Annotated in this window: 23 protein-coding genes; 9 read left to right on the top strand and 14 right to left on the bottom strand. The window is 61.3% G+C overall.

Going from position 1 to position 25,824, the window contains the following annotated elements; genetic code table 11:
* Positions 1-49: 49 nt before the first annotated feature.
* The 4 genes from B0D71_RS04620 to B0D71_RS04605 form a co-directional block, all read right to left on the bottom strand.
* Positions 50-1,117 (bottom strand): phosphotransferase family protein, encoded by a 1,068-nt coding sequence (locus tag B0D71_RS04620; protein WP_103393685.1) that lies wholly within the window; start codon positions 1,115-1,117, stop codon positions 50-52.
* Positions 1,118-1,261: 144 nt separating this feature from the next.
* Positions 1,262-2,227 carry a 2-hydroxyacid dehydrogenase gene (locus B0D71_RS04615; protein ID WP_103393684.1) on the bottom strand — a complete coding sequence of 322 codons (966 nt, stop codon included), beginning with the start codon at positions 2,225-2,227 and terminating at the stop codon, positions 1,262-1,264.
* A gap of 232 nt (positions 2,228-2,459) precedes the next feature.
* Positions 2,460-3,080 (bottom strand): TetR/AcrR family transcriptional regulator, encoded by a 621-nt coding sequence (locus B0D71_RS04610; RefSeq protein ID WP_103393683.1) that lies wholly within the window; start codon positions 3,078-3,080, stop codon positions 2,460-2,462.
* Between the two features lie 29 nt (positions 3,081-3,109).
* Positions 3,110-3,493, bottom strand: coding sequence for a tautomerase family protein (locus tag B0D71_RS04605; RefSeq protein WP_103393682.1), 384 nt, complete (start codon positions 3,491-3,493; stop codon positions 3,110-3,112).
* A gap of 364 nt (positions 3,494-3,857) precedes the next feature.
* On the opposite strand from B0D71_RS04605, the gene B0D71_RS04600 reads away from it, so the two are divergent.
* Together B0D71_RS04600 and B0D71_RS04595 are read left to right on the top strand one after the other, a co-directional pair.
* On the top strand, positions 3,858-5,138 hold the full coding sequence (locus tag B0D71_RS04600) for a serine/threonine transporter (protein WP_103393681.1): 1,281 nt from the start codon (positions 3,858-3,860) through the stop codon (positions 5,136-5,138).
* A 94-nt stretch (positions 5,139-5,232) separates the two neighbouring features.
* A complete protein-coding gene (locus B0D71_RS04595) occupies positions 5,233-6,885 on the top strand; it encodes a SulP family inorganic anion transporter (protein WP_103393680.1) in 1,653 nt (550 codons plus the stop codon).
* Positions 6,886-6,988: 103 nt separating this feature from the next.
* Here the strand turns inward: B0D71_RS04595 and acnB are convergent, their stop codons facing one another.
* Positions 6,989-9,589: a bifunctional aconitate hydratase 2/2-methylisocitrate dehydratase gene (gene acnB, locus B0D71_RS04590; RefSeq protein WP_103393679.1), complete on the bottom strand. Its 2,601-nt coding sequence runs from the start codon at positions 9,587-9,589 to the stop codon at positions 6,989-6,991.
* A gap of 456 nt (positions 9,590-10,045) precedes the next feature.
* Here acnB and B0D71_RS04585 point away from each other — a divergent pair, with 456 nt between their 5' ends.
* Positions 10,046-10,516, top strand: a complete 471-nt coding sequence (locus B0D71_RS04585) for a DUF1289 domain-containing protein (RefSeq protein ID WP_103393678.1) — start codon at positions 10,046-10,048, stop codon at positions 10,514-10,516.
* Positions 10,517-10,609: 93 nt separating this feature from the next.
* Here B0D71_RS04585 and B0D71_RS04580 read toward each other — a convergent pair whose 3' ends face one another.
* Positions 10,610-11,473 carry a universal stress protein gene (locus tag B0D71_RS04580; RefSeq protein ID WP_103393677.1) on the bottom strand — a complete coding sequence of 288 codons (864 nt, stop codon included), beginning with the start codon at positions 11,471-11,473 and terminating at the stop codon, positions 10,610-10,612.
* Between the two features lie 162 nt (positions 11,474-11,635).
* On the opposite strand from B0D71_RS04580, the gene B0D71_RS04575 reads away from it, so the two are divergent.
* A complete protein-coding gene (locus tag B0D71_RS04575; RefSeq protein ID WP_007986374.1) occupies positions 11,636-12,244 on the top strand; it encodes a MiaE family protein in 609 nt (202 codons plus the stop codon).
* Between the two features lie 159 nt (positions 12,245-12,403).
* Here B0D71_RS04575 and B0D71_RS04570 read toward each other — a convergent pair whose 3' ends face one another.
* The 3 genes from B0D71_RS04570 to B0D71_RS04560 form a co-directional block, all read right to left on the bottom strand.
* Positions 12,404-14,647 carry a TonB-dependent siderophore receptor gene (locus tag B0D71_RS04570; protein ID WP_103393676.1) on the bottom strand — a complete coding sequence of 748 codons (2,244 nt, stop codon included), beginning with the start codon at positions 14,645-14,647 and terminating at the stop codon, positions 12,404-12,406.
* Between the two features lie 108 nt (positions 14,648-14,755).
* The gene (locus B0D71_RS04565; protein ID WP_103393675.1) at positions 14,756-15,244 is read right to left on the bottom strand and encodes a GFA family protein; all 489 of its coding nucleotides are present in this window, start codon (positions 15,242-15,244) and stop codon (positions 14,756-14,758) included.
* A 51-nt stretch (positions 15,245-15,295) separates the two neighbouring features.
* Positions 15,296-15,748: a PaaI family thioesterase gene (locus B0D71_RS04560; RefSeq protein ID WP_240635666.1), complete on the bottom strand. Its 453-nt coding sequence runs from the start codon at positions 15,746-15,748 to the stop codon at positions 15,296-15,298.
* A 218-nt stretch (positions 15,749-15,966) separates the two neighbouring features.
* Here B0D71_RS04560 and B0D71_RS04555 point away from each other — a divergent pair, with 218 nt between their 5' ends.
* The 3 genes from B0D71_RS04555 to B0D71_RS04545 all read left to right on the top strand — a co-directional run bounded on the left by B0D71_RS04555 (position 15,967) and on the right by B0D71_RS04545 (position 19,161).
* Positions 15,967-16,851: a LysR substrate-binding domain-containing protein gene (locus B0D71_RS04555; RefSeq protein WP_103393673.1), complete on the top strand. Its 885-nt coding sequence runs from the start codon at positions 15,967-15,969 to the stop codon at positions 16,849-16,851.
* A gap of 100 nt (positions 16,852-16,951) precedes the next feature.
* Positions 16,952-18,061: an agmatine deiminase gene (gene aguA / locus B0D71_RS04550; RefSeq protein WP_103393672.1), complete on the top strand. Its 1,110-nt coding sequence runs from the start codon at positions 16,952-16,954 to the stop codon at positions 18,059-18,061.
* Positions 18,062-18,063: 2 nt separating this feature from the next.
* Entirely contained in the window at positions 18,064-19,161 is a 1,098-nt protein-coding gene (locus tag B0D71_RS04545) for an extracellular solute-binding protein (RefSeq protein WP_103393671.1), read from the top strand.
* Positions 19,162-19,244: 83 nt separating this feature from the next.
* Here the strand turns inward: B0D71_RS04545 and B0D71_RS04540 are convergent, their stop codons facing one another.
* From B0D71_RS04540 to B0D71_RS04520, 5 genes are all read right to left on the bottom strand, one after another.
* The gene (locus B0D71_RS04540) at positions 19,245-19,862 is read right to left on the bottom strand and encodes a DNA-3-methyladenine glycosylase family protein (protein ID WP_103393670.1); all 618 of its coding nucleotides are present in this window, start codon (positions 19,860-19,862) and stop codon (positions 19,245-19,247) included.
* Positions 19,863-19,866: 4 nt separating this feature from the next.
* Positions 19,867-20,679 (bottom strand): isocitrate lyase/PEP mutase family protein, encoded by an 813-nt coding sequence (locus B0D71_RS04535; protein WP_103393669.1) that lies wholly within the window; start codon positions 20,677-20,679, stop codon positions 19,867-19,869.
* 32 nt (positions 20,680-20,711) lie between these two features.
* Positions 20,712-21,794, bottom strand: a complete 1,083-nt coding sequence (locus B0D71_RS04530) for a bifunctional transcriptional activator/DNA repair enzyme AdaA (protein ID WP_103394022.1) — start codon at positions 21,792-21,794, stop codon at positions 20,712-20,714.
* A 189-nt stretch (positions 21,795-21,983) separates the two neighbouring features.
* Entirely contained in the window at positions 21,984-22,604 is a 621-nt protein-coding gene (locus tag B0D71_RS04525) for a LysE family translocator (protein WP_103393668.1), read from the bottom strand.
* A gap of 91 nt (positions 22,605-22,695) precedes the next feature.
* Positions 22,696-23,592, bottom strand: a complete 897-nt coding sequence (locus tag B0D71_RS04520; protein ID WP_103393667.1) for a DMT family transporter — start codon at positions 23,590-23,592, stop codon at positions 22,696-22,698.
* Between the two features lie 89 nt (positions 23,593-23,681).
* Between B0D71_RS04520 and B0D71_RS04515 the strand changes: the two genes are divergently transcribed.
* Positions 23,682-25,013 carry an aminotransferase-like domain-containing protein gene (locus B0D71_RS04515; protein ID WP_103393666.1) on the top strand — a complete coding sequence of 444 codons (1,332 nt, stop codon included), beginning with the start codon at positions 23,682-23,684 and terminating at the stop codon, positions 25,011-25,013.
* Between the two features lie 91 nt (positions 25,014-25,104).
* Positions 25,105-25,692: a LysE family translocator gene (locus B0D71_RS04510; protein ID WP_103393665.1), complete on the top strand. Its 588-nt coding sequence runs from the start codon at positions 25,105-25,107 to the stop codon at positions 25,690-25,692.
* The last annotated feature ends 132 nt before the right edge of the window (positions 25,693-25,824 follow it).

Below are 25,824 nucleotides of genomic sequence, written 5' to 3'. Positions count from 1 at the left end.
CGTTAAAGACCTTCGCGAGCAGGCTCGCTCCTACAGGGATCGCGTACGGTCACAGGCTGGATTTCTGGATGACCTGCAAGCTCATTTGCTCCAGCAACTTGTTCATGTGAATGAACTGCGCGAAGCGTTTGTCCTGGGTTTGGCCGTGGTAGAAGCGGTAGTAGATCTGCTGCACGATGCCGGCCAGGCGGAACAGGCCGTAGGTGTAGTAGAAGTCGAAATTGTCGATGCGGATGCCCGATCGTTCGGCGTAGTAGTCGACGAACTCGCGGCGGGTCAACATGCCCGGCGCGTGGCTCGGCTGGCGGCGCATCATCTGCACCGGCGCCGGATCATCGGCTTCGATCCAGTAGGCGAGGGTGTTGCCCAGGTCCATCAACGGGTCGCCGAGGGTGGTCAGCTCCCAGTCGAGCACGCCGATGATCTGCATCGGATTGTTCGGGTCGAGGATGACGTTGTCGAAGCGGTAGTCGTTGTGCACGATGCTGGAGGTCGGATGATCGGCCGGCATCTTGTCGTTGAGCCAGGCTTTCACCGTTTCCCATTGCGGCGCATCGGGGGTCAGGGCTTTTTCGTAGCGATCGCTCCAGCCTTTGATTTGCCGCGCCACGTAGCCTTCGGGTTTGCCCAGGTCACCCAGGCCGTAGGCGTTGTAGTCGACGCGATGCAGTTCCACGAACTTGTCGATGAAGCTCTTGCACAGGGCTTCGGTTTTCGTCGAATCCAGGCCCAGCTCCGGTGGCAGGTCCGAGCGCAGGATGATGCCGTTGACCCGTTCCATGACGTAGAACTCGGCACCGATCACCGACTCGTCGGTGCAGTGCACGTAGGCTTTCGGGCAATACGGAAAACCATCGCGCAGTTGATTGAGGATGCGGAATTCACGGCCCATGTCATGGGCGGATTTGGCCTTGTGGCCGAACGGCGGGCGACGCAGGACGAATTCCTGTTCAGGGTATTCCAGCAAGTAGGTGAGGTTGGAAGCGCCGCCCGGAAACTGGCTGATCCGAGGCAAGCCGCTGAGCCCCGGAATATGGGCCTTGAGGTACGGATCGATCAGGCTGGCATCGAGCTCTTCGCCGGTGCGGATACGGGTGGACTGGTCATTAAGCGCCATGCTTATCCCTTCTGCTTATTCTGGAGGCCTGAAACTATTGGCTAATCTAATGCGCACAGGGCGCACCCACAACCGCGAACGGCTCTTATAGGTGAGCGTGTTGCCGGTCAATCATTGTTTTTGATACAGGTGTTTGAATCGCTGTCACTGGGCGACCTGGCTCATGGTGGGCGGCAAGTCGATTGGCGTCAGCACCGGTTGCTTGGAGAAAAACGCCACGAGGTTCTTGCCCACCAGTTCGACGGTGCCCTGGGTGGCTTCCGGGGACAGTCCGGCGACATGGGGGGTGAGGATCACGTTGCTCAGGGTCTTGAGCGCATTCGGCACTTGCGGTTCGTGATCGAACACATCCAGTGCCGCACCGGCGATCCGGCGTTGCTCCAGGGCGGTGATCAGGTCAGCGGTGGCGATCACGCTGGCCCGGGCGATGTTGACGATAAACCCCTGGGGACCCAACGCGTCGAGCACCTGGCGATTGATCAGGTGCTTGGTGCCCAGGCCGCCGGGCGTGGCGACGATCAGGAAGTCCGAGGCGCGCGCCAGTTCGGTCGGGGTCGAGCAGAACGTGTAGGGCACGTCGCTGCGATGCTGGCGGTTGTGGTAGCTGATGCTCATGTCGAAACCGCCGCCGGCACGTTTGGCAATGGCCATGCCGACCGCGCCGAGGCCGAGGATGCCCAGGCGTTTGCCAGCGAGGGAAGGGCGCATGATCTTCGGCCACTCGCCGCGTCGTACGGCGGCATCACAGCGGGGTACGTCACGCACCAGCGACAGCAGCAGCGCCATGGCATGGTCGGCGACAGACGAGGCGTTGACCCCGGCGCCATTGGTGACGGTGATGCCCCGGTTGGCGGCGGCCTGCAGATCGACGTGTTCATAGCCGGCGCCGATCACGCAGATGATCTTGAGGTTGGGCAGCGCGGCGATTTCATCGGCATACAGCCCCAATGGGCCACGGGTAAGGACCGCGTCGATCTGTCCGGCGTGGCGGGTGATGGCTTCGGCGCGCTCGGCGGGCGTCGGGGCCAGAATCAGGTGGAAGCCCTGATGCTCGAGGATAGGCAGGTAATCATTGATGGTTTCAACCAGTACCAGAACGGTTACAGGCATGCTTGGCTCCCTGTGGGCATCGAAAAATCGGCTCGGACGTCATTTGAGATTGCTGATTTAAGGATAGCTTGGCAACCGCCAGCTTCGGTCAGTGTAGGAGCCTCAGCATGGGCATGGTCCCTTGTAGGAGCTGGCTTGTCGGGTCGCCGCATCGCAGCGATGGTCGTTAAAGATGACGCGTATGAACTGGATAAACGCGGCGTACTTGAGTCCATCGCCAGCAAGCTGGCTCCTACAGTTTCCCGGGATTGCGTGAAGAACCTTTTATATCGCCGGGCATGAGAGTGGCGCGCGCGGCTTCGAGAATCTCGTCCGACAACGGATCGCCGCGGGTAGCCCGGGACAGCATCAAGGCGCCGAACATCAACGAATACTGCACCAGCACCTGCTGCCGTTTACTGGCCGCATCCTCTGTGTCCAGCAGCGTACCCAGGGAGTCGAGCAGGTTGTTCAGGCCGTGCAGGTACGTTTGACGCAAACCACTGTCGGCGGCTTCGTGGCACATGTCCCCGGCGAAGGCCACCACCGGGCAGCTGTCGCCCGGGTTGTCCCGGCTCTCGCGGGACAGGTACGGTTCGACCACGGCGCGATGGGCGGCGTCCTTGCTGTCATGCTCGGCCACCCGCGCTTGCCAGCGTTGCGCGGCCTGTTCAAAGGCCCGGCCACTGGCTTCCTGCGCCAGGGCCTCCCTGGATTCGAAATGCCCGTAGAAACCGCCGTGGGTCAGGCCCGCGGCGGCCATCACATCGACAACACTGATCCCGTGCAGGCCGCGTTCACGAAACAGCCGCGTGGCGGCGTCGACGATGGTCTCGCGGTTGAGGTCGGCTTGTTTGCGGGAAACTCGGGGCATGGGTCACTCTCGGGTCTGCAGGTTGAACATCAGAGGGCGTATTGGGCAATACCGTTGCCGAACGACCAGTTTTCTTTTTTTACTTCCACCAGATTGATGAAAACGTCCTCCAGGCGCACGGCCAGCTCTGCGTTAAGGCTTTCGGCGATGGTTTTGTAGAGGAGCTTTTTCTGCTCGATGGTGCGCCCTTCGCTCATGGTGATCTGGATCACCACCAGTTGGTCCGTGCGGTTGATGCCCAGATAACCGGGATCAAAGATGAAGTGCTGCTCATCGTGTTCGGTCAGGATCTGGAAGTTATCGTTCTCCGGCACACCGATGGTGCTGTGCATGGCGGCGTAGATCAGTTGGCCGATGCGCTTGGCGTGGGTGGGGTCCTGATGTTTTTTGATGTCGACGCGAACCAATGGCATGGGAAGACTCCAGGAGGGATGCAGGTGGGTTAAAAATACATGATGGTAGACCTTTATCAAGTGCGAGCTGCTCTTTGGCGATCAAGTGCCAGTGCCGAAATCTCCGCATTCCCTTGTAGGAGCCGGCTTGCCGGCGAAGGCGGTCTTGAGCCATGCGCCGATTTTTCGGACGCCTTCGCTGGCAAGCCAGCTCCTACAGGTGATTTTATCGTCAACCTGGTACCACCGTTCCTCACCTAAGTCTTTGCTTCTGTTCACTAATCCTCCAGAATCGCGCCCCTGTTTCGGTCAGGGCGCTGCCTGTCGGGTATTCCGACGCGTTCTGACCGGGTGGCAAGTGACCGGAATGTGGAGATCCCACCGGATGAATGATCAGGCCAATAGCGTCAACAAACGCTATGTAGATGTGACACCAGCGACGCTTTCGAGCTGGAATCGCCAAGACACCACCTGGATGCTGGGCCTGTTTGGCACGGCGATTGGTGCCGGAACCCTGTTTTTGCCAATCAACGCAGGCCTGGGCGGTTTCTGGCCGCTGCTGATCCTGGCGTTGCTGGCGTTTCCGATGACGTTCTACGCACACCGCGGGCTGACCCGTTTTGTACTGTCCGGTCGCGAAGGTGCCGACATCACTGAAGTGGTGGAAGAGCATTTCGGCATCAAGGCCGGCGCGCTGATCACCTTGCTGTACTTCTTCGCCATTTTCCCGATCCTGCTGATCTACAGCGTGGCGCTGACCAACACCGTGGGCAGTTTCCTCGAGCATCAACTGCACATTACGCCGCCACCGCGCGCCGTGCTGTCGCTGGTGCTGATCCTCGGCCTGCTGGCGGTGGTGCGTTGCGGCGAACAATTGATCGTCAAGGCCATGAGCCTGATGGTCTATCCGTTCATCGTCGCGCTGCTGTTCCTGGCGGTGTACCTGGTTCCCCACTGGAACGGCGGCATCCTTACCACCGCCAGCAGCGTGCCGGCCCCCTCGGCGTTGTTGCACACCCTGTGGCTGGCGATTCCGGTGATGGTGTTCTCGTTCAACCATTCGCCGATCATCTCGGCGTTCGCCGTGGACCAGAAGCGTCGCTACGGTGAGCACGCCGAGGAGCGCAGCTCGCAGATCCTGTCCCGCGCCCACCTGCTGATGGTGGTGATGGTGCTGTTCTTCGTCTTCAGTTGCGTGCTGACCCTGTCGCCAGCGCAATTGGCTGAAGCCAAGGCGCAGAACCTGTCGATCCTGTCCTACCTGGCCAACCACTTCAGCAATCCGACCATCGCCTTTGCGGCGCCGTTGATTGCCTTCGTGGCCATTTCCAAGTCGTTCCTGGGGCACTACATCGGCGCCAGCGAAGGCCTCAAGGGCTTGATCGTCAAGAGCGGCAAGCGTCCTTCGGCCAAGACCCTGGACCGCATGACCGCCGCGTTCATGCTGGTGGTGTGCTGGATCGTCGCCACGCTGAACCCGAGCATTCTCGGCATGATCGAAACCCTCGGTGGCCCGGTGATCGCGGCGATCCTGTTCTTGATGCCGATGTACGCCATCCGCAAGGTACCGGCGATGGCGCGCTATCGCGGTCAGGCGTCCAACGTCTTCGTGACGGCGGTGGGGCTGGTGGCGATTACCGCGTTGATCTACTCCTTGACCGCGTGATCGACCGGCCTGCTCGCGCAGTGCCGGATTGACAGCTACAGTGGCCGCTGCACGTGATACGTGCAGCGGCTTTTTTTCGCCTGGAGACACCGGATTGTCGAGCGCCCCAAACGCTGATCCCACCGAGCAACCCAATCGCTGGCAGGACCTGTTGGCCGGTTTGTCGATTGCCGGCCTGCTGCTGCCCGAAGCGGTCGCCTACTCCAGCATCGCCGCACTGGCGCCCCAGGCCGGGTTGATCGCCTTGTTCGCCGGCTTGTTGTGTTATGGCCTGTTCGGCACCAGCCGCTTTGCGATTGTCTCGGCCACTTCATCCTCCGCCGCCGTGCTGGCCGCCGCGACCGCCACCCTGGCCAATGGCGATCCCGGGCTTCGCTCGACCCTGGCCATCGGCCTGGTCTTGGTGACCGGGGCGTTTTTCTTGCTGGCGGGTCTGTTCAAGCTCGGCAGCGTGACGTCGTTCATCGCCAAACCGGTGCTGCGCGGTTTTGCCTTTGGCCTGGCGCTGACCATCATCCTCAAACAGGTTGCCAGTGTGGTCGGCGTGCATTTGACCGATGTCAACCTGGTGCGCTTCCTGCCGCAATTGCTGGAACAACTGCCGCAATGGAACTGGGTGGCGGCAGGCGTAGGCACCGTGGCGTTGGCCTTGTTATGGCTGTTTGCGCGGTTTCGGCGCCTGCCAGGTGGTTTGTTGGTGGTGGTGATCGGTATTGCGGCGGGGCAGTGGCTGGATCTGCCGGCCTATGGCGTGAAGCTGATCGGCGTGATCGACCTGAGCCTGGAGGTGCCGAAGTTGCCGGTATTGCCGTTTACCGACTGGCTGCGTCTGGGTGAGTTGGCGTTCGCCATGGTGATGATTCTGTACGCGGAGTCTTATGGCTCGATCAGTGCCTATGCGCTCAAGCACGGTGATCGCGTTACCTCGAACCGCGATCTGCTGGCCCTCGGCGCCTCCAACCTGCTGTCCGGCCTGTTCCACGGCATGCCGGCGGGAGCGGGCTATTCGGCCACGTCGGCGAATGAGGCGGCGGGTGCCACTTCACGCCTGGCCGGTATCGTGGCGGCGCTGGTGGTGCTGGTCATTGTCCTTACAGTGCTGCCTTACATCGCCCTGACCCCGGAACCGATCCTCGCCGCCATCGTCATCCATGCCTTGGGGCGCGGCTTGAGCCTGCTGCCGCTGGGGCGGTATTTCATCTGGCGCCGAGACCGCTTGCTGGTGATCTGTGCCGTCGGCGCGGTGCTGCTGCTGGGGGTGCTGGACGGCTTGCTGGTGGCGGTGGCGATCAGTGTGTTGCTGATGCTCAAGCAAATGTCGGCGGCGGATATCCAGATTCTGGGGCGCATTGATGGTGGTCACGATTTTGTTGACCTGCAGCGCCATCCGACGGCGCAAGCCGTGCCTGGCGTGCTGATTGTACGGCCGGATGAAGCGTTGTTCTTTGCCAACGTCGAACGGATTCTCGGCGCTGCCTTGCGCTTGATTCGGCACTCACAAACGCCGATTCATACGGTGATTCTCAGCCTGGAGGAATCTCCTGACCTGGATGGCACCAGCATCGAAGCCTTGCAGGCGTTTTTCGTACGGGTGCATCAGGAAGACAAGCGCCTGATTCTGGCGCGTCTCAAGGACAGTGCACAAACGGCGTTGGCAGCGTTGCCAGAAGTGGAGGCTAACGGCGTGGTGCTGAGCGGATTGAGCGTGGATGGGGCGGTGCAGCAGGCCCTGAAGGCGGGTGCATAACCTGTGGGAGCGAGCAAGCTCGCTCCCACAGGGGCTGAGGCAGAAGGCATAAAAAAACGCCGCTCATCTCACGATGGGCGGCGTTTTTCATTGCGTTGCAACGTTAGGCTTGAACGACCGGGATATTGGCGTTCGCAGCAGCTTCACGGAACTCGGCGATCTGGTCGAAGGACAGGTAGCGGTAGACATCGGCCGCCATGCTGTCGATCTTGCCAGCATATTCCATGTACTCCTCGACGGTCGGCAGGCGACCCAGGATGGAAGCCACGGACGCCAGCTCAGCCGAAGCCAGGTAGACGTTCGCGCCGTCACCCAGACGGTTCGGGAAGTTACGGGTCGAAGTCGACACAACAGTCGAGTTCGGCTCTACGCGTGCCTGGTTACCCATGCACAGCGAGCAGCCCGGCATTTCCATGCGCGCGCCGGCCTTGCCGTAGATGCCGTAGTAGCCTTCTTCGGTCAGCTGGTGAGCGTCCATCTTGGTCGGCGGCGACAGCCACAGACGGGTTGGCAGCTGACCCTTGACCTGTTCCAGCAGTTTGCCGGCAGCGCGGAAGTGACCGATGTTGGTCATGCACGAACCGATGAACACTTCGTCGATCTTCTCGCCAGCAACGCTGGAGAGCAGGCGAGCGTCGTCCGGGTCGTTCGGCGCGCAGAGCACAGGCTCCTTGATGTCGGCCAGGTCGATCTCGATGACTTCGGCGTATTCAGCGTCTTTGTCCGCTTCCAGCAGCTCAGGGTTGGCCAGCCAGGCTTCCATCGCTTGAGCGCGACGTTCCAGAGTACGTGCATCGCCGTAGCCTTCGCCGATCATCCAGCGCAGCAGGGTGATGTTGGACTGCAGGTATTCAGCGATCGACTCTTTGGACAACTGGATGGTGCAACCGGCAGCCGAACGTTCAGCCGAGGCGTCAGACAGTTCGAACGCTTGCTCTACGGTCAGCTTAGGCAGACCTTCGATCTCCAGGATGCGACCGGAGAAGGCGTTCTTCTTGCCTTTCTTCTCTACGGTCAACAGGCCAGCCTGGATCGCGTAGTAAGGAATGGCGTGAACCAGGTCACGCAGGGTGACGCCTGGCTGCAGTTCGCCTTTGAAGCGAACCAGGATCGACTCAGGCATGTCCAGCGGCATGACGCCGGTGGCAGCGGCGAACGCGACCAGGCCGGAACCGGCCGGGAACGAGATGCCGATCGGGAAGCGGGTGTGGGAGTCACCACCGGTACCGACGGTGTCTGGCAGCAGCATGCGGTTCAGCCACGAGTGGATGATGCCGTCGCCCGGACGCAGGGAAACGCCGCCGCGGGTCATGATGAAGTCAGGCAGGGTGTGGTGGGTGGTCACGTCGATCGGCTTTGGATAAGCCGCGGTGTGGCAGAAGGACTGCATGACCAGATCGGTCGAGAAGCCCAGGCACGCCAGGTCTTTCAGTTCGTCACGGGTCATAGGACCCGTGGTGTCCTGGGAACCCACGGTGGTCATCTTCGGTTCGCAGTAGGTGCCCGGGCGAACGCCGGTCACGCCGCAAGCCTTGCCGACCATTTTCTGCGCCAGGGTGAAACCCTTGGTGCTTTCAGCGGGTGCTTCAGGCTTCTTGAACAGAGTCGAAGGTGGCAGACCCAGCTCGGCGCGAGCCTTCTCGGTCAGGCCACGGCCGATGATCAGCGGGATACGGCCGCCAGCACGGACTTCGTCCAACAGGACCGGGGTCTTCATTTCGAAGGTGGTCAGGACTTCGTCGGTGCCGTGCTTGCAGACTTTGCCAGCATGCGGGTACAGGTCGATCACGTCGCCCATGTGCATGTTGGAAACGTCGAATTCGATTGGCAGTGCGCCGGCGTCTTCCATGGTGTTGTAGAAGATCGGAGCGATTTTGCTGCCGAAGCAGAAACCGCCAGCACGCTTGTTCGGCACGTAAGGAACGTCGTCGCCGAAGAACCACAGTACGGAGTTGGTTGCCGATTTACGCGAAGAACCGGTACCGACCACGTCGCCGACGTAGGCGATCGGGAAGCCGGCGTTGCGCATTTCTTCGATCTGCTTCATCGGCCCGGTGACACCTTGTGCGTCAGGCACGATGCCGTCGCGAGCCATTTTCAGCATGGCCAGGGCGTGCAGCGGGATGTCCGGACGGGACCAGGCATCAGGCGCAGGGGACAGGTCGTCGGTGTTGGTTTCGCCGGTGACCTTGAATACGCGCAGGCTGATCTTGTCGGCCAGGGTCGGGCGCTTCACGAACCACTCGCCGTCAGCCCAGGATTGCATCACGCCCTTGGCGTGAACATTACCGTTCTTGGCTTTTTCAGCGACGTCGTGGAAAGCATCGAACATCAGCAGGGTGTGCTTGAGTTCTTCGGCAGCTACTGGCGCCAGTTCGGCGTCGTCCAGCAGGTTTACCAGAGTCACGATGTTGTAGCCGCCCTGCATGGTGCCGAGCAGTTCAACAGCGCGCTTCTTGTCGATCAGGGGGGATTTGGCTTCGCCTTTGGCGATGGCGGACAGGAAGCCGGCCTTTACATAGGCTGCTTCGTCCACGCCAGGCGGAACGCGATTGGTGATCAGGTCAACGAGGAATGCTTCTTCGCCAGCCGGGGGATTTTTCAGCAGCTCGACCAGGCCTGCAGTTTGTTCGGCGTTTAGCGGCTGGGGAACGATACCCAGTGCTGCGCGCTCTTCGATATGTTTGCGGTAGGCTTCAAGCACAGTTATTACCCTCATCAGTGGTCCCAAATGGGTGTCCGGGACGCTCATCCCGAAATTGCCGTACTCATGCGCTGCATGGCGTTGTGAGCCACTTAGCCAGAATTACCGGCAATTCCTTACAGAAGCTGCTTTCAAAGTTTTACGCCTGCAGAACGGGAGCTGATGAGGGTTGGCGTTGGGCTTTTCCCCGCTGGAAAAACCCCTCGCCAACACCGCTCTGAAGGAACGACTGTGCTCGTGACGCTTTGAAAACAGCTTCTAACGGACATTGGCGCCTAAAAAGGCAGGCTGATTCTACGGCAAAAAAATATTAAAGGTAAGTCAGGTTTTATTGGACTTTGGTGGAGGCGGCCAGCAGGGTGCCATTGACCTTAACCCTTTGACTTTGAGGGGTGATGAATATCGGACAAAGGGCTAACATGCCGGCCTGTTTTGCTTTTTCGCGTTTGCCTACCTATGCCCAATCAGACCATCAAGACGCCGTGCGTCGGCCTTTGCTCCACTGTTTACGGTGACCTGGTGTGCCGTGGCTGCAAGCGTTTCCACCACGAAGTGATCCACTGGAACGGTTACAACGAGGAAGAAAAGCGCGCGGTATGGCTGCGTCTTGAGCAGTTGCTGTCCCAGGTGATGGCCGCCAAGGTGGAAATTTTCGATCCGGCATTGCTGCGAATGCAGCTGGAGCAGCGCAAGATCCGCTTCGTGCCCCATCAGTCGGAATATTGCTGGGCCTACCAGTTGATCGCCCGGGGCGCGCGGGTGATCAATAACCTGGAAGCCTACGGGATGGTGTTGCTGCCGGAGTTTCGCGACTGGAACCTGCCGGAATTGCGCGATGCCATTGATCGGGAATTTTTCCTGCTCTCCGAGGCGCATTACCAGCGCTACATTGCGCCGGGGTTCCTCAAGGATGTTTTTGGCGGCTAAGAGCATCGCCGGCAAGCCGGCTCCTACAATAGCTCGTGTCATTGCGTAGGAGCCGGCTTGCCGGCGATGGCGATCTTCCGGGCGCCGCCGGCCTCAATGCTTGCCGGCAATCTCGTCAAGATGATCCTCGATCTCCTGCGGCTTGAGCACCAATACGTCACTTTCAACCGCATCGAGCACCACTTCGGCCGTATTGCCGATCAAGGTCCCGGACAATCCGCTACGCGCCACGGTGCCGATGACCGTCACGGCCGCCTGCAGCTTGTGCACCATGAACGGAATCAGCACATCCGCCGGGCCTTCCTCGATGTGCAGGTGATCATCGTCGATGTCGAACTCAGCCTGGAACGACTTGCATTGCTCGCGGTAGCGCGCCTGGATGGTTTCGCTGAGTTGAAAGGTCGGGTCGGCCGACGACAGCATCGGCGACGGGTGGGCGCTGATCACGTGCAAGTGCGCCTTGGCCAGGGTGGCGATGTCAAAGCCATGATCAATGATGGTGTCGTGCAGGTGGCTGTGTTCGGGGTCGGTGTTGCCGACGTCTACGGCGGCCAGGATCACTTTGTCTTTCCATGAGCCGGCGGTTTTCACCAGCAGTACCGGGGAAGGGCATTGGCGTAGCAATTTCCAGTCCTCGGGTGTCAGCAGGGCCTTTTTCAGCGCGCTGTCGGGAAAGTGCTGCTTGATCACCAGTCCGCAGCCTTCGGCTTGCTGCACATCGATGATGGTTTGATGCAGGCTCTGATTCCAGGCCTGCTCAGTGGTGACGTTGTAACCGTCTTGCAGTAAAGCGGCCTTGAGCACACCCAACATGCCACTGTGATCATGTTTCGGATCGCACACCAGCAAATGCAACTGTGCCTGGGTCACACCGGCGATCAGCTTCGCCCGTTTGAGCGCCAGGCTTTCGGAGTGTTCGGGGTCGATGACCACCAGAATGCTGCGTACGGCTTGCATGATCGGGATCTCCTGAAAATAAAAAGGCACGGCGTTGCACAACTATAGTTGCTGCCTGCGAATCGGGGACTTGATGCATATCAACGGTTGGCGACTGGTGGTCTGCGGGCAGGCCGGTATAATCGGCGCCCTTCGTTTTGAACCTATTTTTCCGTGAGCCCCATGATCCTTCCCGAAATTCACGAGTTCCTTGGCTGCCGCACCCCCGACGGCTGGATCCAGGCCGCGCTGGCCGATCAGGAAACCCTGCTGATCGACCACAAGAACTGCGAATTCAAGGCCGCCAGCACCGCGTTGAGCCTGATCGCCAAGTATCACTCTCACGTCGATCTGATCAACATGATGTCGCGCCTGGCCCGGGAAGAACTGGTGCACCACGAACAGGTCATGCGCCTGATGAAACGCCGCAAGATCGAATTGCGCCAGCTGTCTGCGGGGCGTTATGCCTCGGGGTTGCGCAAGGTGGTGCGCAGTCACGAGCCGGTGAAACTGGTGGATACGTTGGTGGTGGGGGCGTTCATCGAGGCCCGCAGTTGCGAGCGTTTCGAAGCGCTGGTGCCACATCTGGACGAAGAGCTGGGCAAGTTCTATTTCGGCTTGCTCAAGAGCGAGGCCCGGCATTTCCAGGGGTACCTGAAGCTGGCCTATCAGTACGGCGACGCCAAAGACATCGCTCAGGTGATCGACAAGGTCCGCGCCGCCGAGCAGGAACTGATCGAATCCCCGGATGTGGAATTTCGCTTCCACAGCGGTGTACCCGCCGCTGCATAACCTTTGTGCGAGCGAGCCTGCTCGCGAAGAACTCAAGCGCGACGCGTGCATTCAGACAGAACGCGTTATCGTTGACGACCATCGCGAGCGGGCGCGCTCCTACAGGGTTATCTGCAAAGAAACCGGCCAGTTGGCCGGTTTTTTGTCAGGCGTTCAGCGTTAGAAATCCCAGGTAGTGGTCAGCATCACGTTGCGTGGTTCGCCGTAATAGGTGGTTTCGAAGTTGCCCAGGCCCGTGAGGTAGCGTTTGTCGAAGACGTTGTTGGCGTTGACGGTGAAGCTCAGGTTCTCGTTGAACTGGTAGCGGCTCATCAGATCGACGAGGGTGTAGCCGCCTTGCTTGATGCGGGTGTAGTCGCCCACGGTCGGGCTGTAGATCTTGCCGTAGAACGCGCTCTGCCAGCTGATGCCGCCACCGATGGTCACTTTATCCAGTGCGCCGGGCAGGCGGTAGGTGGTGAACGTACGGACGACGTGTTCCGGTTTGCTGGTGGACAGCGGGAAGCCATAGACGCGCTGTTCGTCGGCATCACGTGTGCGGGCGTAGGTGTAGCCGGCCGACAGGTTCCAGCCATCGGCCAACTCTCCGGCCAGTTCCAGTTCCACCCCTTTGGTGGTCGCGCCGTCGATGGCTTTGTAGATACCTTCGTTGGTGACCGCGTCGGTGCCGATCGATTCGGCGAGGTTGTCTTGCTCGATGCGGAAGAACGCCAGGCTGGCGTTCAGTCGCCCGTCGAAGTAAGCGGCTTTCAGGCCGGCTTCGTAGCTGTCGCCTTCGACCGGTGCCAGGGTCGAACCGTTGATGTCCTTGTAGGTTTGCGGCTGGTAGATGCTGGTGTAACTGGCGTAGGCCGAGTAGGTGTCGTCCAGGTCATAAACCACACCGGCATACGGCGTGACCACGCCATGTTCCTTGTAGCTGGCATGGGTGTCATCGAGGCCGGCACCCGGATAGTACGAATAGTCTTCGTTGTACTTGTAGGTGCTCAAGCGGCTGCCAAGGATGATCGACAGGTCGTCGGTCGCATGCAGGCGCGTGGCCAGGTAGATGCCATTCTGGCTTTGGGTGCGTTCGTACTTGCCGTTTTTCGGGAAGTTCTGTTCTGGCAGATCACCGTTCCAGTCGTAGATGCTCCCCGGGACCATTGCGAAGGCACTGGTGTCGAAGGTCGCGCCGGTCTGGCGCGAGTGTGAAGCCATGAAACCGGCCACCAGTTCGTGCTCGCGGCCACCCAGTGAGAAGGGACCGGTGACGTTCACGTCAGCGGTGTTTTGTACGCGATGACCTTCCCAACGCCCCCAGTACAGGAACATGCCTTCACCGGTGGCGCGGTCCGGATTGCCGCCGCTGGCCGAGGCCAGGCGAGTGTCGTGATCGGTGGTTTTCTGGTCGACCGTGGCCTTGAACTTCCAGTCGTTGGCCAGGGCCTGCTCCAGGGAGGCGAAGTAGGTGATGTCGTCGAAGTCTCGTCGGCTCCAGTCGGCACCCGGGTTGAAGTGACGCGGGAAGTCGGTACGGCCGCCGTCCGAGAAGTACACCGGGTTGCCGGTCCAGGACGAGCCTCGCGGGGTGGCGCTTGATTTGTCGGCGCCGAACGTCAGCAGGGTGTCGGGTGTCAGGTCGGCTTCGAGGATGCCGTAGAACAAGTCTTTTTTCTGGCTGTAATGATCCTGGTAGGAGTTCTTGTCGGAATAGGCGCCGACGAAGCGGCCACGCACGCTGCCGGAATCATTCAGCGAACCGGAAATATCGCCGACGCTGCGATACGCGTCCCACGAACCGACGGTGCCGCTGATCGACGCCTTGAAGTCCTTGGTCGGCTTCTTGCGGATCAGGTTAACGGTAGCGGACGGGTCGCCCGAACCGGTCATCAGGCCGGTCGCCCCCTTGACGATCTCGATGCGGTCCAGGCTAGACGCATCGTCGCCGTTGGCAGGGTTTTCACCGTAAACACCGTCATACGGGATGTTGATGCCGTCGTACTGGAAGTTGGTGATGGCAAAACCGCGGGCGGAAAACTCGGTGCGGTCACTGTCGTACTTCTGCGTGGAAATGCCGGGGGTGTTGCGTAGCGCGTCGCCGACGCTCTGCGCACCGCGGTCGTCCATTTGCTGACGGGTGATGACGGTCACCGATTGCGGCGTTTCGCGGATCGACAGGGGCAGGCCAGTGGCCGAAGAGGTGGAACCCGTGGTGTACGAGTGGGTGCCTTCGGTGGTGGCGCCCAGTGCCTGGCCTGAAATGGTCGTTGCGCCCAGTTGCAGTACGCCGTCGTCCTTGACCGGTTTCTTTTCGGCATCGGTTTCAGCGGCGTGGGCGGCGAGGCTCAGCAGGGCGGCAGGCAGGGCCAGCGCCAGAGGGCACAAGGCAAAACGGAAACGGGCGACAAGCTGGTGCGACATGGGGATCCCTTTGCATCGAATCGATCGGTAGTTGAAGTGCTTCTGAGGGGTTAACCGAACGAAAAACGCAAAGGGGAACCGTTGTGCGAAAAATAATGAAAATTATTCTCAGCGCCTTAATCCGAGCCGCTCATGCCACTGGGCGATGGACTCTTCGGGGTACAGATCGAACCGCTGATCCCCGGGCTGCACCTCGACCTCTACCCACGGCGCTTTCGAGCCGAGCATCAGGTGCGTGTGCTCCGGTGGTACCGGCAGCGGCGTGTCGATGGCCGAGGCGAAGGGGTGAACCAACTCCGGCCATTCGGGGCTGAACAGCCACAGGCCCGAGCCACATACCGAGCAGAAATGCCGCTCGGCGGTGCTGCTGTGGGCGCGCTTGTCACCTTCTTCCTTGAGTCGCGCATGATAGATCGCGATGTGCTTGCGCCCGCGTACCTTGAGGCTGGCGGCATCGCCCCCGAGGTTGATCGCATAGCCGCCGCCACCCTGGGTCTTGCGACAGATCGAACAGTAGCAACGCTGGTAAGGGTAGGGGTGGGCGCAGGTCAGGCTGAACGACACCGCGCCACAATGGCAGGAACCTTCGAGTTGCATGAGAGCCTCCGGCTGTCTTGGACGTACCCGGGACAGCCTAGACCGTCGCCGCTATTGGACAGGCACCAGAATCGCGTCGCCGGTAGCCACCAGTTTCAGTTGATCGCCGGTTTGCGCGAACAACTCGGCGCGGGCGAATACCTGCTTCTTGCCGGCCTTCACCACGCGCCCCCGGGCGATGAACACTTCGCCCACCGCAGGCGCAAGGCAATTGACCGCGAAGTGCGAGGCCAACACGTTGCCAGCGACCGTCCCGGCGGCAAAACCGCAGGCGGTATCGAGCATCGCGCCAATCAGGCCGGCATGCAGGAAGCCGGCGTATTGCGCCATGTCGGCTTCGCGAAAAGCCAGGGTGAGTTCGGCTTCGCCGCTGTCGGCGTGGGTCACTTCGAAGCCGGCCCAGCGGTTGAAAGCCGAGGTCGAGTTGATCTGTTTGAGTGTGTTGAGCATGGCGAATCCCTCCGGTTGAGCGTTCAACATGCGCCGGGTTTTGAGGCGTGTCATCGTTGATCAGTCAGCGTGATAGCCCGTTGGATGGGTGGTGAATGGACTGACCCCATCGCGAGCAAGCTCGCTCCCACAGGATTTGTGGTCGAACATAAGACTGTGTTCACCACGGTCCCCTGTGGGAGCTGGCTGCGATGAACGATAACGCGGTCCCACTGGACGCCCGCCAAAGGCCAAGTCAGCATGGCCCTCTAAAAAACCGGGATCAAAACCCAATGCGACGACTACCTTCCCTGGCGGCCCTGCGAACCTTCGAATGCGCCGCCCGCCATGCCCATTTCGGCCGGGCGGCGGCAGAGCTGTGTGTCACCGACAGCGCGGTCAGCCACCAGATTCGCCAACTCGAAGAGCAGCTCGGTGTGTCGCTGTTTGTGCGTGAAGGTCGGCAGATTCGCCCGACCCTGGCGGCCGGGCGCCTGATGCAGAGCTTGCAGCAGGCGTTCGAATTGATCGGCGATGCCTGCGATGAACTGCGCGACCCTTCATCCCTTGCGGTATTGCGTCTGGCGGTCACCGCCGAGCTGGCGCAAAAGTGGCTGATGAGCCGGCTCACGGATTTCTATGCGCGCTATCCGCACATCACCTTGCATCTGTACGAACAACCGATCGACGCCACGGCGCCGGGGGAAGACATCGACCTGGCGATCACCTACGGCACCGGCCCGGTGGACAGCACGGCGTATTTCGTCAGGCCTCTGCCGGCGTTGCAGTTCTTCCCGGTGTGCAGTCCTGGCTTATTCAACCAGGGCACGCTGAAAACCCCGAAGGACCTGGTTCGCCATTGCCTGCTGCACGACGACCAGGACGGCAAGACCTGGACCGCGTGGCTCACCAGCCATGCCGGCGACCAGCGTCCCGACCGGCAGCTGTATTTCGCCCACGCCGGGCTGGCACTGGAGGCCGCTGCCCAAGGGCAGGGCGTGGCCATGGGCGACAACCTCACGGCTCAGGAAGATTTGCTCAGCGGTCGCCTGGTCCGCCCGTTTACCTCGAGCATGACCGCACTGGGCCAATACGCGCTGGTGTGCGAACGGGTGCGGCTGGAGCGTCCGGCGGTGGCGCAGATGCTGGAATGGTTCAACGATCAGCTGCTCGATTGATGAGTTAGATTCAAGTATTCCGAAATAATCATCGTTGGCGGGCCAGTCGCCAACGCCTTTAGCCTGTGGTCATTCCAATCCCTGCTGAAGAGGTTTGACCATGGCCCGTTTGCTCGACACCACTCCCAAACAGGACGGTTTCCGTCTGCCAGGCGAGTTCGAAACCAAATCCGGTTGCTGGCTCGGCTGGCCGGAACGCACTGACGTCTGGCGCAACGGTGCCAAGCCTGCGCAGAAAGTCTGGGTGCAGATCGTAACGGCCATTTCCATGAGCGAACCGGTCACCGTCTGCGCCTCGGCGGCACAGTTCGCCACCGCGCGCCGGCAGTTGCCGCCGCAAGTGCGCGTGGTGGAAATGACCTGCAACGACACCTGGTTCCGCGACAGCGGCCCGTGTTTTGTGGTCAACGATCAGAGCGGCGAAGTGCGCGGCGTCGACTTTGAATTCAATGCCTATGGCGGTCTCGATGGCGGCCTGTACTACCCGTGGGACAAGGACGACCAGATCGCGAGCAAGATTCTCGAAATCGAACGTTTCGACCGCTATCGCGCGCCGTTGATCGCAGAACTGGGCGGCATCCAGAGCGACGGCCAGGGCAGCATCCTCACCACCGAGCAATGCCTGCTCAACCGCAACCGCAACCAGCATTTGGGCAAGGACGAAGTGACCCGCCGCCTGACCGATTACCTCGGCGCCGAGCAGGTGATCTGGCTGCCACGGGGCTGCAAGTTTGACGAAACCGACGGCCACGTCGACGACCTCGCGTGCTTCGTGCGCCCCGGTGAAGTGGTGCTGCAATGGACCGACAACCGCGACGACCCGCAGTGGGAAATCTATCAGGAGGCCTACGACATCCTGCGCAGCACGCGCGACAGCCGTGGCCGCGAGTTGATCGTGCACAAGCTGCCGCAACCGGATGTGCTGGAATGGACCGCCGAAGAAGCCGAAGGCCTGGATCAGCAGGACAGCACCCATACCCGCCAGGCCGGGACGAAAATCTGTGCGTCGTACATCAACTACTACGCCGGCAACAGCTCGATCGTGGTGCCGCTGTTCGGTGATCGCAACGACAAGGTGGCGCTGGCGACCCTGGCCGAGCTGTTCCCGAAACACAGCATCGTCGGCATCGAAAACTCCCGGGAAATCCTTCTCGGCGGCGGCAACGTCGCGTGCATCACCATGCCTCAGTACGCCGGCAAAGGAGTTTAAGTATGGGCCTGCACAAACTGACTCAAGCAATACTGCTGGTGCTTGCACCCCTGTGTGTGCAGGCCGCCGATACCGCCAAGCCGGTGGTCAACCTGTACATCTGGGGCGAATACCTGGCCCCGGATACCCTAAAGAACTTCGAGGAAAAAACCGGCATCCATGTGGTGGCCGACCACTTCGATTCCCTGGAAACCGTCGAGACCAAGCTGCTCACCGGTCGCAGTGGCTACGACCTGGTACTGACGGCAGGGCAGCACCTGTCGCGCGCCATCGAGAGTGGCGCGGTGCAGACGGTGGACAAACAACAGCTGCCGCACTTTGCCGGGGTCGGCGAGGAGTTTCGCCAGCACATGGCGGTGTTCGATCCGGGCAATCGTTATGCCGGGATCTACGCCTGGGGCACTACGGGCGTGGGTTATCAGGAGGAAGCCGTCAAGCAGCGCCTGCCCGACGCGCCGACTGACAGTTGGGCGATGTTGTTCGATCCGGCCGTGGTCTCGAAATTCGCCGATTGCGGGGTCAGCCTGCTCAACGATCCCAACGAAGTGTTCGCAGCGGTCATGAAATACATGGGCCTGGACATCAACCGCCAAAGCCTCGATGACCTGAAACTGGCCGAGCAGCAACTGGCAAAGATCCGGCCGTACATTCGCTACTTTGACAACGACCTGAACATCAGCGACCTGGCCAACGGCAACACCTGCGTGGCGATGTCGTGGAACGGTAACGTGGGCATCGCGGCAGGCCAGGCCGAGGCAGCAGGCAAGCCGTATTCGCTGAAATACCGGATTCCGAAGGAGGGTACGTTGATCTGGTTCGATGCCATGGTCATTCCCAAGGATGCGCCACACCCGAAGGCCGGCCTGGCATTGATGGACTACCTGATGACCCCGGAAGTGATCGCGCCGATCACCGATACCATCCATTACGCCAATGCGATCACGGCGGCGGATGGTTTGATCGACCCGGTGATTCGCAATGATCCGGGGACGTATCCGCCGGCCGCGGTCAAGGCTTCGCTGTACAGCAAGAATGACAATGGCAAGGCGTTCAACCGGGCGTTGGTTCGGGCCTTCAGTCGGTTGAAGTCGGGGTTGTAGCAGGCCTTGGGTTTGTGTTGTTGGTAAGACGCCATCGCTGGCTTGTCGGGTCGCCGCATCGCAGCGATGAACGATAATGCGGTCTATTTGTTGGGCACCCGCCACAAATACCAGGAAGCCACCGTCCGGTAAGGGCTCCACCGCAACCCGATCTCGATCATCTGCTTGCGCGTCGGCTGCACTTCCAGCCCCTTGAGCCGTCGATAACCCTCGCGCACACCAAAGTCATCGGCCGGCAGGATGTCCGGGCGCTCCAGGCTGTAGATCAGCAGCATCTCCACGGTCCAGCGGCCCACGCCGCGTAACGTGATCAGACGCTCGATCAGCGCTTCATCATCCATGGCCAGCGCCGTGGCGTAATCCGGCACCACGCCGTCCAGTGATGCCTGGGCGATACCCTGAATGGTCGCGATCTTGCTCGCGGAAAACCCGCAACTGCGCAACCTGTCGAAATCTGTGGCGACGATCTGTTCAGGCCTGGGAAACGAACCCGAACCGAACAGCGCCAGCAGCCGGCCGACGATCGCATCGCCGGCCTTGGCGTGCAGTTGCTGATAGGCGATCGCCCGCACCAGCGACTCATACGGGTCACGGGCCGCATGCGGCTGGTGCAGGCACGGACCGGTGGCGTCTATGTGGCGGCGCCAGTCGTCATCGATGGCGGCCAGGAATTCAGTGGCCGCCCGATAGCCGTCGGTCATGGGCTCAGGCTTTCCCGGACGGTTTCAACAGGGCGTTCACTTCGCCATAGGTGAAAGCCTTCAAGTTGTGGGTGTCGAGCTTGCCGGTTTGCAGAAAGCTTTTGGCCACGCCGGCCATGGCGCCGTAGAGGAATTCGGCGATGCCCGAACCAGCGGTCAGGCGGCGCACGCCAAGTGCCTCAAGCGCTTCGGGCGAAGGCAGACCCGGGAACCCGAGCACATTCAGCGGCAGCGAGGTGCCGTGGCACAGCGCCTTGATCTCGTACTCGGCGGTAACGCCGGCTGCGAACAGGCCATTGGCCCCGGCCGCCTGATACAGCGCGGCGCGCCTGAGGGTTTCGGCGACGCGATCTTCGGCAGGCACCAGGCCCCGCAGGTAAACATCGGTGCGTGCATTGATAAACAGGTTCACGTTACGGCGGTCGGCCACCTGGCGCGCGGTTTCAATCTTGCGGATCAGCAACTCCGGCGGCGAGGAGCCGTCCTCGATATTGATCCCGACGGCACCGGCGGCGATCACCGCATCAACCACCTGTGCCACCCGGTCCAGGTCATCGGAATAACCGGCCTCGATGTCCACGGTCAGCGGCACCGAAATGACCCGGGCAATCGACTCGACCGTCGAGACCAATCGCTCAAGGGGCAAGGCGTTGCCATCCGGGTAGCCATGCACCCAGGCCACGGCCGCGCTGCTGGTGGCCACGGCCTTGTTGCCCAGTTGCTCCACCAGGCGCGCCCCGGCGGCGTCGGCGACGTTGGTGAGGATCAGCAAACCCTCGCGGTGCAGTTGGTGCAGTTGATTGTCGAGCCTGTCCATCGAGCTTCCGTCCTTCTGAAAAAAAGTGGGGATCAGAACGCCAGCTGCTCCGTGATCTGCACCGCCGCGTTCTCCAGCCTGAGCAGAAACGCTTTGCGCGGCTGGCCTCCAGCGTAGCCGGTCAACGAGCCGTCGGCGCCGATCACCCGGTGGCAGGGCACGACAATCGATAAGCGGTTATGCCCGTTGGCCAGGCCCACCGCGCGGCTGGCACCGGGCTTGCCCAACGTCGCCGCAATCGCGCCGTAGGTGGTGGTCCGGCCGTAAGGGATCTTCGCCAGTTCGGCCCAGACCCGGCGCGAGAACTCGCTACCGGGCATGTGCAGGGCAACGCTGAACTCAGTGAGGGTGCCGGCGAAATACGCGGACAACTGCGCTTCGATCTGTTGCAGATGCAAGTTATGCCCCGGTGCCACGGCATAACCGAAACGGTTTTGCAGCGCTTGAACTTCCGGGTTCAGCGATGCCTGATCGAGAAACTCGAGCAACACCAGCCCACGGCGTTCAGCCATGGCAATCATCGGCCCCAGCGGTGTGGTCAGGCGCGTGAACAGCAAGGGCTCGCTGTTGGCGGCGCGGCCCGGGGTGATGTGAAACGATTTCTGGAAAGCATCGCGGAAACCGCTCAGGGACTCGTAGCCAGAATCGAAAGCAGCGTCGTCGATGGAGTCGCCCTGTTTGATTCCGCCCAACGCCATGCCCAGGCGCCGGGCGCGCAGCCAGGCGTGGAAGGTCATGCCAAAGTGCTGCTTGAACCAGCGGCGCAGTTTCAGCGGCTCGATGCCTTCGGCCAGTAGCTGGGCGTCGGTCCAGCGCTGCTCCGGGTCGGCGTCTACCAACGTGAACAGTGTCTGCACCCAGGCCGGCGCGCTGGCGGCGGTGTCCAGCGGTTTGCAGCGCAGGCAGCTGCGGTAGCCCGCCGCCAGGCATTGTTCGGCGTTGGCAAAGAACTCGACGTTCGCAGGCTTCGGGCTGCGGGCGGTGCAGCCGGGGCGGCAGAAAATGCCTGTGGTCTTGACCGCCGTGAAAAACACCCCCTCGTAGGAGGTGTCTCGCTCGAGCATGGCGCGAACCAGCTCGGCATGGGGCGGAAGCAGCGTTTTATGTAGGTTCATGGGCGCAGCATAGATCGCGTCATGGGTGGCATCCACCGGAAAATCGACAGCGAATTCCGCTCCTTTGAACACTGCGGGTCAATGTGGGAGCGAGCCTGCTCGCGATGGCGGTGTATCAGGCAGCATCAATGTTGAATGTGAGACAGCTATCGCGAGCAAGCTGGCTCCCACAGGGGAAAAATATCTACTTCAGGCTCGACGCGCCATCAGCAACACCGAAGCCGCCGCCGACAACAACCCGGCGCAGCAGCGGTTGAAGATTCGCTTGCCCGACGGCCTGGCGAACCAGCGGCGCATGTGCAGGCCCATGTAGGCGTAAGCGCCGATGGCGATCCATTCAAGCACGAGAAACAGCGCGCCCAACACCACGAATTGCGGTGCAATGGCATGGGTCGAGTCGACGAATTGTGGCAGGAACGCGGTGAAAATCAGGATGGCCTTCGGGTTGCCGGCTGCCACCAGGAACTCCTGTCGGGCCAGTGCCAGCGTCCCGACGGGCGTGCTGCTGACCACGTTTTCGACGCCAGGATCGGCGCGCCACAGTTGCCAGGCGAGGTAGAACAGATACGCCGCGCCGAGGAGCTTGATGGCATAGAACAGCAGCTCGGAGGTTTGCAGTACCACCGCCAACCCCGCCGAGGCCAGGGCAATCATCCCGGCGAACGCCAGCAGCCGGCCGATGCCGGCCACACACGCGGTGCGGTAGCCATAGCGGGTCGAATTACTGACCGACAGCAGGTTGTTGGGGCCGGGTGCCATGTTGAGGGCGAAGCAGGCCGGCAGAAACAGGGTGAGGGTGGCGAGGTCCATGATGGGCTCCGGAAGCAAGAGCGCTATTTTTATCACAGCTCACGGGTGGCCAGACCCATACAGTCATGGGTCTAAACCACCGTACCAGGGATTATTTGGCGAACTTTTTCGCCCCGGCGACGCAGAGGATCACGGCAACGGTGACACCCAGCATGCCGACACTGACGTGCTCATGCAGCAGGGTGGCAGCCAGGGTCAGCCCGAAGAATGGCTGAAGCAGCTGCAATTGCCCAACGGCGGCGATCCCCCCTTGGGCCAACCCGCGATACCAGAACACGAACCCGATCAGCATGCTGAACAGCGAGACGTAAGCCAGGCTGAACCAGGCTGGCGTGCTGATGCCGCTGAACGAAACGGGCATGCGTATCCAGCTGAGCACCGCCACAACCGGTAGCGACAATACCAGCGCCCAGGAAATTACCTGCCAGCCACCGAGGGTGCGCGACAACTTCGCGCCTTCGGCATAACCCAGGCCACAGGCGAGGATGGCCAACAGCATCAGGATGTCGCCTTGCGGGGAGGCGGTCAGCCCTTGGGACAGGGCAAACCCGACCACCAGCAGACTGCCCAGCACCGAGAAAACCCAGAACGCCGCCCGTGGTCGCTCGCCGCCACGCAGGACGCCAAACACCGCCGTCGCCAGGGGCAACAGGCCGACGAAGACAATGGAGTGCGCGGACGTCACGTATTGCAGCGCCAGTGCGGTCAGCAGGGGAAAGCCGATGACCACGCCCAGGGCGACGATGGCCAGCGGTATCAGTTGCTGGCGCGCCGGACGTTTTTCCTTGAACAGCCACAGCAGGCACAGCGCCAGGACCGCAGCGATGGTCGCGCGTGCAACCGTCAGGAACACCGGATCAAACTCCAGCACCGCCACCCGTGTCGCCGGCAGCGAGCCGCTGAAAATCACTACGCCGATCAGGCCGTTGATCCAGCCGCTGCTACTGTTTTCCAGCGTCCGGCGTTGCAGGTTCGAGGTCCGTTCCATTTGGCTCACGCTCATTGTCTGATTGCACGAAACTCATCGTATGAGCGACTATCGATACAATCAAAAAATTGTCATGGATACATCTCGACATGCCTCGATCCCGCTACAAAACCCTGGTGGACGCCTTTGCCGCCGATATCCGTGCCGGGCGGTTGCCGCCCGGCACGCGCCTGCCGACTCATCGGCAACTGGCCACTGAGCATGGTTTGGCACTGGTCACCGCCAGCCGGGTGTATGCCGAGCTGGAAGGCATGGGCCTGGTCAGCGGCGAAACCGGGCGTGGCACCTTTGTCAGGGAGACCTCGCTGCCGCCGGGTCAGGGCATCTCGCAGCACGTGGTGGCGGCAGGGATGCTTGACCTGAATTTCAATTACCCGTCATTGCCCGGTCAGGCTGACCTGTTGCGCAATGCCTTGCGTCAGCTGGCGTTGTCCGGTGACCTGGAGTCCCTCCTGCGTTATCAGCCCCACGCGGGGCGCCAGCATGAGCGAGCAGCGGTCGCGCGCCATCTGCTTGAACGCGGGCTGAAGGTGCCGGCCGAGCAGGTGTTGATCGTCAGCGGTGCCCAACATGGCCTGGCGGTGGCGATGATGACGCTGCTCAAGCCCGGCGATGTGATCGCCGCTGATGCGTTGACCTATCCCGGTTTCAAGACGCTGGCCGAAACCCTGCACCTGGAAGTCCTGCCCATTCCGGTCACGGACACCGGGCCGGATCTGCCTGCCCTGGAGAAACTCTGCCGCAGCCGATCAGTGCGGGCCGTCTACTCCATGCCGACCTTGCACAACCCCTTGGGCTGGGTGATGGACACCGCTCAGCGCGAGCAACTGGTGGCGATAGCGCGCCGTCATGACCTGACGATTATCGAGGACGCCGCCTACGCGTTTCTGGCGGAAAACGTACCGCCACCGCTGGCGGAGATGGCGCCTGAGAGAACGGTGTATGTGTCCGGCCTGTCGAAGAATGTCGCCACCGGGCTGCGCGTCGGCTTCATCGCCGCGCCAGCGCAATGGATCGCCGCCTTCGAGCGCACCATCATGGCGACCACCTGGAACACCCCCGGCGTGATGACCGCCATCGCCACCGCCTGGCTCGACGATGGGACCGTCAGCCAACTGGAGTCGCAAAAACGCGCGGACGCCCAGGCCAGGCAAGCTCTGGCACGCGAGGTGCTAGCGGGGCTCAGGACCATCAGTCACCCCAATTCCTACTTCATCTGGTTGCCGTTGGCGGAAGACGCCCGGGCCGACCAGATTGCCATGGCGTTGATGCGCGAGCAGGTGTCGGTGTCGCCGGCCGAGCCTTTTGCGATTTCTGCCCATGTGCCCCACGCGATACGCCTGGCGTTGGGCTCGGTGGACATGGACTCGTTGCGCATTGCATTGACCAAAGTGAAAAGCGTCGTGGGTTATTTCTCATAGCAATGCAGTGCAGGGCAGTTTTCTTCAATACGCGAGCCGCTCGGCTCATTACCTTGAGGGCCTTGTTCAATTCGATGGAAGAAGGTGTGCAATGAGTCTGATGATATCCATGGCGGCGTTTGCGCTGGTCGCTTCCATCACGCCGGGGCCGGTGAATATCGTGGCGTTGAGCTCCGGGGCGCGCTTTGGTTTCAGGGCCAGCCAGCGTCACGTGGCCGGGGCCACGCTGGGGTTTGTCTTGCTGCTGGTGCTGATGGGATTGGGCCTGCATGAGTTGTTGCAGCGCTGGCCGGCACTGACACAGGTGGTGCAATGGGCGGGTGTCGCCTTTCTGTTGTACATGGCGTTCAAGCTGGCGGCTGACAATGGGCAGGTGCAAGCCAATGATTCGGCGCAAGCCCCGTCGATGCTGTATGGCGCGATCATGCAATGGCTCAACCCTAAGGCCTGGCTGGCCTGCGTGGCCGGCATGGGCGCGTTTGTCGCCGATGGCGAGGCGCGGCTGGTCTGGCAGTTTGCCGCGATTTATCTGGTGATCTGTTATGTGTCGGTCGGGTGCTGGGCGTATGCGGGGACGTTTTTGCGTGGTTTTTTGAACAACCCGGCGGGGATGCGGTTGTTCAACCGCGCCATGGCATTGTTGCTGGTGGTGAGTGCGGTGTATCTGTTGTTGCCGTAACGGCAGTCACTAGAGATTCTGTGGCGAGGGGGCTTGCCCCCGTTCGGCGGCGAAGCCGTCGTAAAACCTGAATGCAAAGTATGCCTGAAAGAGCGCCGGGGGCCGCTTCGCAGCCCAACGGGGGCAAGCCCC

It is taken from the genome of Pseudomonas laurylsulfativorans (assembly GCF_002906155.1).
In the GTDB taxonomy this organism is placed as follows: domain Bacteria; phylum Pseudomonadota; class Gammaproteobacteria; order Pseudomonadales; family Pseudomonadaceae; genus Aquipseudomonas; species Aquipseudomonas laurylsulfativorans.
The sequence above is the reverse complement of the archived record's forward strand: the minus strand, read 5'-3'. Positions and strand labels throughout refer to the sequence as shown.